Origin of the sequence: Pedobacter sp. UYP1 (assembly GCF_040547305.1) — a bacterium.
Lineage (GTDB): Bacteria > Bacteroidota > Bacteroidia > Sphingobacteriales > Sphingobacteriaceae > Pedobacter.
Genome location: NZ_JBEPPL010000025.1, coordinates 1 through 12026, shown reverse-complemented (window position 1 = coordinate 12026; position 12026 = coordinate 1). Strand labels below are relative to the sequence as shown.

Annotated in this window: 10 protein-coding genes; all 10 read right to left on the bottom strand. The window is 38.4% G+C overall.

The window, feature by feature from the left end; translation table 11 throughout:
* Positions 1 to 95: 95 nt before the first annotated feature.
* The 10 genes from ABIB30_RS26530 to ABIB30_RS26485 all read right to left on the bottom strand — a co-directional run bounded on the left by ABIB30_RS26530 (position 96) and on the right by ABIB30_RS26485 (position 10968).
* The gene (locus ABIB30_RS26530) at positions 96 to 1169 is read right to left on the bottom strand and encodes a PA0069 family radical SAM protein (RefSeq protein ID WP_354306040.1); all 1074 of its coding nucleotides are present in this window, start codon (positions 1167 to 1169) and stop codon (positions 96 to 98) included.
* 41 nt (positions 1170 to 1210) lie between these two features.
* A complete protein-coding gene (locus ABIB30_RS26525; protein ID WP_354306039.1) occupies positions 1211 to 2440 on the bottom strand; it encodes a carboxypeptidase-like regulatory domain-containing protein in 1230 nt (409 codons plus the stop codon).
* Between the two features lie 130 nt (positions 2441 to 2570).
* Positions 2571 to 3392, bottom strand: coding sequence for an enoyl-ACP reductase FabI (locus ABIB30_RS26520; RefSeq protein ID WP_354306038.1), 822 nt, complete (start codon positions 3390 to 3392; stop codon positions 2571 to 2573).
* A 74-nt stretch (positions 3393 to 3466) separates the two neighbouring features.
* The gene (recN, locus tag ABIB30_RS26515) at positions 3467 to 5128 is read right to left on the bottom strand and encodes a DNA repair protein RecN (RefSeq protein ID WP_354306037.1); all 1662 of its coding nucleotides are present in this window, start codon (positions 5126 to 5128) and stop codon (positions 3467 to 3469) included.
* A gap of 137 nt (positions 5129 to 5265) precedes the next feature.
* Positions 5266 to 7077, bottom strand: a complete 1812-nt coding sequence (locus tag ABIB30_RS26510) for a M56 family metallopeptidase (RefSeq protein ID WP_354306036.1) — start codon at positions 7075 to 7077, stop codon at positions 5266 to 5268.
* A gap of 4 nt (positions 7078 to 7081) precedes the next feature.
* On the bottom strand, positions 7082 to 7465 hold the full coding sequence (locus tag ABIB30_RS26505) for a BlaI/MecI/CopY family transcriptional regulator (RefSeq protein ID WP_354306035.1): 384 nt from the start codon (positions 7463 to 7465) through the stop codon (positions 7082 to 7084).
* Positions 7466 to 7573: 108 nt separating this feature from the next.
* Positions 7574 to 8476 carry a type IX secretion system protein PorD gene (gene porD / locus ABIB30_RS26500; protein WP_354306034.1) on the bottom strand — a complete coding sequence of 301 codons (903 nt, stop codon included), beginning with the start codon at positions 8474 to 8476 and terminating at the stop codon, positions 7574 to 7576.
* Positions 8473 to 9672: a bifunctional phosphopantothenoylcysteine decarboxylase/phosphopantothenate--cysteine ligase CoaBC gene (coaBC, locus tag ABIB30_RS26495; RefSeq protein WP_354306033.1), complete on the bottom strand. Its 1200-nt coding sequence runs from the start codon at positions 9670 to 9672 to the stop codon at positions 8473 to 8475. Before coaBC ends, porD begins: the two co-directional genes overlap by 4 nt.
* A 46-nt stretch (positions 9673 to 9718) precedes the next feature.
* Positions 9719 to 10045 (bottom strand): DNA-directed RNA polymerase subunit omega, encoded by a 327-nt coding sequence (locus ABIB30_RS26490; RefSeq protein ID WP_068402985.1) that lies wholly within the window; start codon positions 10043 to 10045, stop codon positions 9719 to 9721.
* Positions 10045 to 10968 carry an outer membrane protein assembly factor BamD gene (locus ABIB30_RS26485; RefSeq protein WP_354306032.1) on the bottom strand — a complete coding sequence of 308 codons (924 nt, stop codon included), beginning with the start codon at positions 10966 to 10968 and terminating at the stop codon, positions 10045 to 10047. Before ABIB30_RS26485 ends, ABIB30_RS26490 begins: the two co-directional genes overlap by 1 nt.
* Between the last annotated feature and the right edge of the window lie 1058 nt (positions 10969 to 12026).

Genomic DNA, 12026 nt, shown 5'->3' with positions numbered 1-12026 from the left:
AAGGCTGCCTGTAAGGGCGGCCTTCTTAGTTTAAAAAAAACCAGGAAAGACCTTTACTATCGCTTTCAGGTGAAGCTTTAGAAAAGACTATCCTTTTAGAATAAGCTTAGTTGTGGTTTAGGAATACTGAATAAACCAGAGTCAAGGTGTATTCTTTTAAGATTCAGATGATTGATTCTACAATGCAGTTTAAAGGTGTCGTGGATCATTTTTGCAATATTACCTTCGCCTCTCATTCTTTCTCCAAATCTGCTGTCATTAACTGTTCCGCCATGGCAGGATTGTATCATATGCCATACTTTGTCAAAACGGCCGGGAAAGTTCTGACGTAACCAGTCTTCGAAGATTGGCCCTACTGCTCCGTTTAGCCTGATGATGGTATAGCCGGCACTTTCTGCGCCGCAGGATGCAATGGTTTTCAATACACTTGGGATTTCATGATCACTCAGGCCAGGAACGAGCGGGGCAACCATGACTCCTGTCGGAATTCCGGCTTTGCTGAGTTCTTCTACAACTTTTAATCTTTGTCTGACGGTTGTGGTTCTGGGTTCCATCTTCAGTCTTAGTTTTTCATCCAGGCTATTGATAGAAACGTAAACCAGGCAGAGGTTGAGTTTAGCCATTTCCTGAAGAATATCAAGATCGCGGAGTATCAAGGCGTTTTTAGTGATCATCCCTATAGGCTGTTTATAAGCGAGGGCAATTTCCAGAAGTTGACGGGTCAGTTTATACTCACGTTCTGCGGGTTGATAACAGTCGGTATTTCCAGATAGAGAAATAGTTTCTGCATTCCAGCCTTTGCGCTCCAGGAATTTTTTAAATAGTTGTGGGGCGTCCTTTTTCACAATAATCTTCCTTTCGAAGTCCAGACCAGCACTGAAACCCCAATACTCGTGTGCGTTTCTGGCATAGCAATAGGTACAGCCATGTTCGCAGCCTTGATAAGGGTTGAGGGAATAAGCCATACCCACGTCGGGGCTGGTCACTTTATTGATGATAGTCTTAGACTTGCCTATGATAAAGCTGGTCTTATGGTTTTCATTTTCCCAATCATCTATTCCCTCACTATGCTCTTTGACATAGGAGTGGGCTAAGAAATGATTATGAGGGTTAAATTGCGCGCCTCTCCCTTTCAAATATTGCTCTTCTGGCTTGTCCGCTGAAATCATCCCTAAAATTACTAATATTTTTAGTAATTATGAGTAGGTAATTATCTTTTATTTATTGGGATATAATCCATTGGCACCATATCACCAATTTTCTCGTAGGCCCAGAAGCCTTCAAAGAGTATAGCTTTTGAATCATGTATTGCACCATTTGGATAAAAACTAACGGGGCCTTTTAGCATACTAACTACTGAAATCTGATAATTGGGAATAGTTAAAGGCCGCATTACATAATGACCAGTATTGGAATAAGCATTGCTTTCTTCTTCCTTAGTGTACATTACATAGAGCTCATCTTTGTAATTGATGGTTTTCATATTGGGATAAATGCTCTTGACTAAAGTATCGGTTGCTACACCCGACATATCAAGAGTCGTAAATTCTTTAGGGAGGTCGTAGAGGCGCTGCATCATCAGCAGAGAATCGCTGAATACAGAACCTATAGTGCTTGCTCCATGCATTCTTTTCATCAGCCGTGCTTTTGTTGAAGCAATATAAGCGTCCGATGGCCTGTTGGGATTTTTTGTCTTAATCCTTTTGTAGATGATAAAACCGTTTTCTTCTACTTTATTCTGGTAAAGAGATTGAAAGAAATGTTGTGGGGAACCTGCATAAGCAATTTCTCTGTTATTAAGCCAGGTTCTTCTTTTTCTACCAGAGCCTTTCAGATCTTCAAATACCGGAAGGCCTGAGAAGTAAACAATCCTCGTGTTATAATTATATTCAAAAAGATTAAGCATGTATTTTAACCGGTATCCTAAAGCTTTATTCTCGACGACCAGAAATTCATTTGTAGTTACACTTAATACGCGTGCATCGCCATCGTATTTAATATACAAAACCTGCGGGTTCAGGATTTTACATTTGGCAGAATTTGGTGTGCGGCCAATAAAGAAATCTTCAAACAATTTAAGGTTCTTTTCCCTGTCAGGATCAGCGCGGATCACTACCTCATTCAACTGCACAGTGTTCTCTGCCAGGGTGATTGTGATGTTCACCGCGTGATCTGAAATGATTACGCTTTTACTATAGGGCAGGTAACCCATCATTTGTACCACCACTTCATACGACCCTGGTTTTATCTTGGACAAGGTAAACTGACCGTCATTATTTGTAACAGTGGCAGTGGTATACCCACTCAGATAAATACCGGCTCCGGGCAATGTTTCTCCCTTTTTATCCTTTACTTGTCCACTAATTGTATACAACTTTTGTGCATGCGTGTTCAGGCAGAATAATAAAAGCAAGACTGTCCCAAAGAGATATTTAATCATGGAGCTAATTTAACTGATCTGCTGGTTATTTGATAATAAAAAAAGCCCTTTAAGGGCTTTGAATTTGTTAAAAAACGTTAATTAATGGAATAGCTTCCAGAAGCTTATATTTCTGGCTGTTAATTGCGTTTTAAGCCTCAGTATCAACACCTAACCTGTGCATGACTTCATCACTTACACCAGTAGAAGAATAACCCCCGTCATGGAAAAGATTTTGCATGGTGACCATACGTGTCAGATCAGAGAATAAAGTAATACAGTAGTCTGCACAAGACGCTGCATCTGCATTTCCAAGGGGTGCAATCTTATCAGCGTAATCAAAGAAATCTCCAAAACCTTTAACCCCGGTACCAGCTGTTGTTTTTGTAGGAGATTGAGATACTGTATTGATACGGACTTTCTTTTCTAAACCATAGTGATAACCAAAGCTTCTGGCGATTGATTCCAGCATCGCTTTAATATCTGCCATGTCAGTATAAAATGGATAAGTTCTCTGTGCAGCCATATAAGTTAAAGCAACCACACTGCCGCCTTCACTAATTGCATCCAGTTTTTTTGCAACAGCAAGCATCTTATGAAATGATAAAGCTGATACATCTATTCCTTTTTGAAAATAATCATAGTTTAATTCAGTATAAGGGATCTTTTTACGGATGTTAACGCTCATTCCAATAGAGTGTAGCACAAAGTCTATTTTACCACCCAGGATTTCCTGAGATTTGATATATAAATTAGTCAGGTCTTCTACACTGGTTGCATCTGCAGGGATAATTTGTGAGCCTGTTTTTTCCGCAAGTTTGTTAATTTCACCCATACGCATAGCAATTGGCGCGTTAGTCAAAACGAATGTTGCGCCTTCTTCATGTGCTTTCTCTGCAACTTTCCAAGCAATAGAATTCTCATCTAAGGCACCTGTAATGATACCTCTTTTACCTTTTAATAAATTGTACATTTTTTTATTTTTATTATTTAATGATCAGCACGATTTGTCTGTGATAACGCTTCGAAAAGAAATATTATTGCCTCTTAGTTTTTGAAGCTTAACAAATCCTGTGCATTTTTTAAAGCCGATTCTCCCGGGTTTTTGCCGCTCAGCATTTCAGCAATAGCAAAAATTCGTTCCTCAGGGTTTAACCTGCGGATACCAGTAGTCGTCCTTTCTGACTCTTCTTTCTTATATACGAAGTAATGGGCTTCACCCTTGGCAGCAATCTGCGGGAGATGGGTAATACAGATAACCTGCATATTCTGCTCCAGTTCACCTATTACATCTCCAACCCGAAGCGCTGTTTCGCCAGAAATACCTGTATCAATCTCATCAAAGATCAGGGTCGGAAGTGAAGTATGTTTTGATATTATCGATTTAATAGCAAGCATTAAGCGGGAAAGCTCACCACCGGAAGCTACTTTGCCTACCGGGGCAGGTGCCTGGCCAGCATTCGCAGAAAATAATAAGGAGATCATATCCTTCCCATCCTTATTTAAATTTTCCACTACAGTCTGCTCAATTTTAATCTTTGCATTAGGCATACCTACACGGATTAATATTTCACCAACTTGTTTCTGGGCAACACTGATTGCTTTGCTGCGGTTTTTTGATAACGTATCTGCTATCTTTTCCAACTCAACCTTTAGCTTATTAATTGCAATGATTAAGCGTTCTATCTCTTCATCACTGTTTAAAAGTGTATTTAAGTTATCTGAAAGTTCGTTTTGTATCGCCAGTAGTTCTTCAACCGACGTAACCCGGTGTTTTTGTTGTAAGGTATAAATAGTATCCAGCCTGACATTAATTTCGTCAATCCTCGCCGGGCTGTACACAATATTTTCTTCCAGTACTATTGTTTCTTCTGCAATATCTTTGATCTCTATCATTGCCGAACGTAAACGTTCATTCATCGCACTATAAGCAGGATTGAATTTCTCTATAGCCTGGATCTGGTTAATTACTTCCTTTAAGATAGGAAGTACCGCTGTTTCTTCGCCATCCAGTAAAACATGGCCATTCAATAAACCTCTTTTAATACTTTCAGCATGATTCAAGGCTTCCATTTCAATTTCCAGCGCGGCTTGTTCTCCTGCCTGTAAATTTGCCGTTTCCAGCTCATTAAATAGAAATTGTTCGTAATCTTGTTTACTTCTGGCTTCATCAGCCGAAGTTTGCATATTAATCAACAGCTGAAGATTCTTTTTATATTCTCTGAATTTTAACCTGTATTGAGTGAGCAGGGGCAAATGATCCGATAGGGTGTCTACAACAGATAACTGAAAGCCAGGATCATTTACTTCTGATGTGGCATGCTGAGAATGGATATCAATCAGTTTTTCTCCGATCTGCTTCATCACCGACAGCGTTACAGGCGTATCATTGATAAACGCCCTGGACTTGCCATCAATAGAAATTTCTCTTCTCAGAATGCTTTCCTGTTGATAATCCAGGTCAAATTCTTCAAAATAAGGCTGCAGTCCTGAACCCGAAAGTCTGAACTGCCCCTCTATGACACATTTTTTCGCCTGATTGAAAAAATATTTTGTCTCTGCACGCTGTCCTAAAATCAAAGACAATGCACCCAGCATAATAGATTTTCCAGCACCAGTTTCCCCTGTAATGATATTTAAACCTTTATCAAGTTCCAAATCGACACTATCGATCAGTGCGTAGTTACGTATAGAAAGTTTCTGTAGCATATTTGATTGCTAAATTATGAAAACTAAGTCATTTGACGTTTATTCTTTTTTAACAAAAAACGGCCGAAGATGTTTCTTCGGCCGCTGCGGTCATTTGTGTATTAAGGTTTTAAATATTTTATAATCTGATCATGTACTTAATTATCGTCTTTTTTCTGCTCTTTAGCTTTCAGCTTCTCCACATCCTCATCAAATTTCTTTTTCAATTCTTGATACTCTGCTGTTTTTTTAAGCTTTTGCTGTTCTTCTGATTCATTCAGGAAGACTACTCTTGAAAGGTTATCACCAGACATTAACTTGATTCTTGCTTTGAATTCTGGAGAGCTAATCATTTTTTGTGCATTCAACGCTTGTATGCCTGCTTGTTGCTGAAGTTTTTTCATTCTCGCTTTGAATTCAGGAGAATTATATTTAGCCTGCATTTCTTTGGCCATTTTCTCCCATTTTGCTTTTTCCGCAGGATTATCATATTTAGCTTTCATTTCAGCACCATACTTTTCCCATTTCGCTTTTTCTGCCGGGGAATTATATATTCGCTCTAATTCCTTTCCTTTTTGTGCTATACGGGCTTCGATACTTGCTATTTTGCTTTCATTTGCTGAAAAGCTAGCTGCAACCAGGTCTTTAATATCTGCAGTGAAATTGATCATCGTAACTGGTAACTCATGTCCTAAAACAGAATCTACTTCAATACCGAGTACTGCTGGTGGGGCAGGAGGTGCAGGGGGCATAATAACCGCAGGAGGCTCAGGCATATTGTGATTAATATATACATGGCGCAGGGCTAAACTATCCGGACCCTGTATCACCATAGAATCAGGTGTTTCAGAACTTTTAAAGATATATACCTTTTTGATTTTCTTTTTTCCCGTGTCTATAGGTAACTGTAGCGAAGGAGATAAAAGTGCGGTATCTTTTGATAGTTTTGAGCGTTTTAACTGTTGATCACTCCTTGCAGGATTGATCCATGCCAATGAAATGATAGTGGTCAGTGTCAATGCCACTGCGAAAAGCTTTTGTTTTGAATTCATGTAGTTCGTTTTCATAGCTGTGATTCTTTTAATTCTCTGATAGAGATGTTGATTTTTTCCTGTTGCAGCCAGGGCGAATACAGGCGAACTTTGATCAGCCAGTAATTCTAATTGCAGCAACGCATGTGCATAGGTCAATGGAGTATTGGTCAGGTCAACCACCAGATCATCACAAGCATGTTCTCTTTCTATGTCTATGAATTTGCCAGTCAGCCACACAAAAGGATTGAAGAATAAAATGGTCTCAATCAATGTCCTGACCAAGTTAAACAGGTAATCGTTTCTTCTGATATGAGAGAGTTCATGAATGAGTATGGCTTCTATGTGTTTCATCTCCATTTGTGCCACCAAGGCTACCGGAAAAAGCACAACAGGTTTGAAGAAACCGATCACAAGCGGAACATTAACATGGTTGGACAAATGAAAGGAAACGTGTTTGCTGATATTTAACTTTTTAGTTAAGGCTTCAAAAAGAAGGTTCCATTCTTCAGGAATACTGATTCTTGCTGCTCTTTTAAGGCTTTGTATTTTGTTGTATCCTTTGAAAACGATAACAGATTGGATCAGCAAGCCAATACCATACAACAAAACAAGGAAAGGAAATATTTTTTCCGCATAGGGAACAAGGATTGCAGATAAAAAGGAATGAGATAATAGATTGGTATCTGTGATGATCTGCATAGTTGATACACTCTGCTGAGCTGCCGGCCATTTAAATACAGATAAGAAAGTTGCTATAAAACAAATAAATATAATCGTATTGGCAGCAAAAGCTAAATTGTATTTAAGCTTGGCTTTTAGCCGGAAAATACGCATCTGGCTTGGTAAAAGCAGTGCATATACGAGTGCGGCCTGCCATAAGGAATGCAGGATACTCCATCCTGTTGCCTGTATAAGATTGTTTAATAAAGCTTCCATAGTATTATTTATAATCTAAATCATTTAAATATTTCTTTATCGCTTCTATCTCATCCTTACTTGAAGTATGATTTCCCAAGGCTTGCATCACTAGTCGTGCTGCAGATCCGCTAAATGCATTGTCAATTAATTTAGAAACCAGGTGTTCCTGTGTTTTCTGCTGGCTGGCCAGTGCACTATAGATATGTGTCTTTGAACTGGTATCTCTTTTTACTAATCCCTTTTCATGCATGAGCTGCATAATTTTAAGGGTCGTGGTATAACCTGCTTCTTTATGTTGTGTCAGGATTTCGTGCACTTCTCTCACCGTACAATTTCCTTTCTCCCATAAGATTTGAAGTATTTCCAGTTCGCTTTCGGTTGGTTTTATAGTATTTTGTAAGGACATATTGTATTTACGAATTGTTTCGTAGTACTAATGTACGAATATATTCGTATATCTAAAATATATTTTATAAAAATAAGATAAAGGGGCAATTAAGGATATAGCAGGTAATTAAAGGCCTTTTTTCAGTATTTCGTATTTATTGATATTGGCAGGATCAATCTCACTAAGCAAGTTATAAGCTTGAATTTTGTCCTGGGTATTTCCTGTAACCAGGATATTTACCATTTCTTCAGCTTTAGTAGACAGGTAAACATTAGGGAAAATTGAGCCTAGTTTTTGCTTGTCTATCTGCTTTAAGTCAGTTAAGAAACCTAATAACATCTGACAGCCTTTGGTCGGATTTTCCTGTATACGATCGAGTGTATTCGCGTGGTAGTTATAGATGAAAATTCTTAGATCTTCAAAACTCTTATCCAGTAGATTCTGATTTAACCAGTATCGGTTACGCAGACCATCATAAGCTTTCCAGCCGGTATTACCTGACACCTGGGCTACATTTAGAATATTCTGAGCCTTCAGGTAATATGGAGTACCGCCAAGCTTACTGAAGCTGTCTTTGTCTAATCCGATGATCGTATAAGCATAATAAGATAACAATGACCCCAGGTTACTCAGGAAATTCTGATCAGAGAAGTTGACCGGTTCTCCTTCATTATAGTTGAAATCGAAATCTTTATCACTAAGATTGAGTAGCGTACTGTTATACGAAGTACCAAAAATAGGGCGGCTGGTCTGTATTTGTGCGTCCGCTTTATAACCTGAAGCTCCATCCCACGAACTGATTGTAATCACGAGATTACTTTCAATCCTTTCCTGGGGCTGATAGGTTTCATTAGTCCATTTATTGTTGTTCAGAAATTCACGTACCGTAGTCTGGATCAGCTCAATATTCTTCTTATTCATGTTAGGCACTGTTGGCGCCGTTACTGTTACCCTGGTGTTCAGTTCCTGAGTGAAACCAGTTAAGCAAATGAAGAGTGAAGCGATAACGAGAGAAGTGAATTTTTTCATGCAAGGCGCAGCTTTAATATTTCAGTACAGATATCTTTGGCTACTTCAGTTTTTGATTTTACTTCGTATACCGTTTTCTCTAAGTACTGATTAAAGATAGTAATTTTGTTTGTATCTTTTTGAAAGCCTGCACCAGCATCATTTAAAGAATTCAGGATAATCAAATCGAGGTTCTTTTTGATCAGCTTAGCTTTTGCATGTTCTTCTTCATTGTTAGTCTCCAATGCAAACCCAACCAGAATTTGCGCTTTGGTTTTGGTCTGACCTAGTGTGAAAAGAATATCAGTTGTCTTTTTTAATTCAATGCTGAATTCCTCTGTTGCTTTTTTTATTTTTTGTGCAGCAACATGAACAGGTGTATAGTCTGCAACGGCAGCACTCATAATTGTGATCTCGCTATCCCCGAAATTACTTTTGCAAGCTTCGAGCATTTCGCTGGCTGTAGTTACATCTATTCTGTTTACCTGCTGTGTACTCTTTTCCGCAGTAGGGCCGCTGATTAAAGTTACATCTGCTCCTAAGCGGGCCATTTCATCAGCAAGGGCAAAACCCATTTTTCCTGAAGAGTGGTTGCCTATAAAGCGAACTGGATCTATTGGTTCGTAAGTAGGGCCTGCAGTGACCATTACTTTTACACCTAGCAGGGGAAGACCTTTTTTGATGGTAGCTGTAAGATAAGCTACAATTTCTTCCGGTTCTGCCATTCGTCCTTCTCCATACAAACCACTGGCAAGTTCTCCGCTTGTCGGGGAGATCATAGTATTGCCAAAGCTTTGCAGTTTCTGAATATTGTCTTTTGTACTTTCATGTCTCCACATGTCAAGGTCCATTGCCGGAGCATAGAAGACAGGACATTTAGCGGAAAGATATACGGCAGTCAGCAAGTTGTCACAAAGTCCGTTTGCCATTTTACCAATAGTGTTGGCACTGGCCGGAGCGATGATCATATAATCTGCCCAGAGTCCTAATTCAACATGATTACTCCATACTCCGGTTTCTTCTTCGAAATATTTAGTGTAAACAGGATTTTTGGATAGGGTGGCAAGAGTGAGCGGCGTAATGAAGTTTGCCGCATCGGCTGTAAGAATTACCTTGACGTTTGCACCAGCCTTAATCAGGAGCCTGACTAATACTGCGGACTTATATGCTGCAATACTGCCGCAAACGCCAAGGATAATGTTTTTATTTTTGAGCATGGTTTATTAATGCAAATGGTTATGCTATATAATACCTATGCAGATTTTATTGTGAATCTTTAGCTGGATTTCTGTGGTAAATTTTATCATTCAGAAACTCATCAATCGCAATAAGGCTTGGTTTCGGCATGCGCTCGTAGTGCTTGCTGATTTCAATTTGTTCTCTGTTTTCGAAGATCTCTTCCAGGTTATCATTAGAAGAAGCAAACTCAGCTAATTTGCCATGTAACTCCTCTTTCATGTTATTTGAAATCTGATTAGCCCTTTTAGAAATAATCACTAAAGACTCATAAATGTTGTGGGTCTTTTGATCTAAATCGTTTACATTTCTTGTTACCGTAGTGTTTGGTATTGCGGGTTTATTCGTATTCATTATGGGTTGGGGGTTTTAATCGTAGTAGTATCTTTTTTTGCATCTTTTTCCATTAATGCTCTATATTTCGCGGTTAGTTTAGCATCCTGCGCCATTAATTGCTTCGCATTTGCTATTCCATCTTCACTATTTGTTTTCAGCGTTTTCACTTCAGCAATATACTTACTTTCAGGATGGGCTTCAATAAATTCGTTTGCATAACCAATTGCTTCGTTATATCTGTCTTCCTGACGGAATGCATAGCTATTTCTAGCATATGAATACTGTGATTTAACGATCAGTAAATCCATATCTTCTACATACTTGATATCAGGGAAATCAGTTTCTGCATTTTTCAAGGCAATTACAGATGATTTAAAGTAAGAGATATCATATCCACCCAAATCATAGTATAGTCTTGCATTGGTATAAGCTTTTAATTCAAGTTTAGCACGCAGGTCGGTAATATACTGACTTGCCTGTGCAACGCGCTCACTCTTAGGGTATAAGTTGATAAACAACTGTAATGCATCAATTGCTTTATATGTGTTTTCCTGTTCCAAAGTATATTCAGGAGAATCCAGGTAATAGCAATAAGCGCCCATATACCTGCATTCTTCAGCGTTTTTACTTGTTGGATAAGTATCTGCGAAGTATTTAAACTGATAACGTGCAGTAGTGAAATCTTTTAGTCTATATAAAGTATAAGCGTAGTAATAATTCAAGTCTTCAGCTTCAGTTCTTCCTCTATATTTCTGAGAAAGATCTTCAAATAAGATAAGGGCTTTTGAATAATCCTTCTTGTTATATAGTTTTATTGCCTCCTGGTATTTTTTGGCTACATCATTGCTGAGCCTGATTTTTTCAAAACGGCTTTTGCAACCTGCAATACTCAGGGCAATAACAGTAAAACTTAGTATAAAAACGTGTTTAATTTTAAACATTGTGCAAAGATAAGTTAATAATACGATAACGTCAATTAAAAATAATCGACCGCTAAGCTATATAAAGCCTTTTTATAAGTCAAGCTGTTAACATATTTTAACAAATAAATTCTCTGGAAGCGGTTATCTGATTAATTACTGGCTAAAAAAGGAGAGAATTCACTGGTGAATATAGCGATAATTTGTTTAAGCGAGAGGTTGAAATTGGTGAATTAGCTGGTATTACGATGTAATTTAGTCTTTAATAACGATGGTTCTGTGGGATTATTGTGAGTGGAAGGTGTAAATATTTGAATTTATAATGTACAGCATGAGGCTGCCTGGTTGTATAGGAAGTATTGCTTGTTGATTTGAACAATTCAATCCTGAGTAGAAATTATATGGATGGCATGATGATATTGATAGTTGAGCGGGATTATTAAAAAGATTATGTAGAATGAAATTGGGGAGGATTGATCCTTTTGATAAGAAAGAAATTGTGGCCGATATAGGGGGGAACATAAGGCTATTTATTATGGTCAGGAAAGAGTGCAGGTCAAATTGATTTATGCATGGTATCTATACTATATAAAGATTACTTGATTACAGGCGAAACAGTCAATTAATAGAATACAGGCAATGTCTTTTAAGTTTTGGTTTTAGACGATTTGAATAAGGGGTGATACATACTTATATAGTATATGATCTGGTGGATCTGGGTGAAATGCAGTTAAAATTAGTCGGTAAGAGAAATGATTCAGGCAAAAGCATTAGAGTTTCCTTGTTGGGCGAGTTGATTCGGGTACAAATAAAGGAATAGAAGTGTCGCTGTAGTGTATTAGACCGACATTGAGACGGTGCTGGAGTATGAATGGGAAATGTTGTGCCCCTGTTTTCTGGTGTTTCAGGCAAGTTACTGGCTATGTTCTCCAGCAGGTTGTAACGGACTTTAAACGGAGTTGATACGGGGTTGAAACGCTTCGACCCGTATCAACTCCGTTTGAAGTCCGTATCAAAGTGCAACACAACCCAGCCACAATAGAGCTTGAACAGTCGGTGAAAAGGGGTTTAAAGGGGAT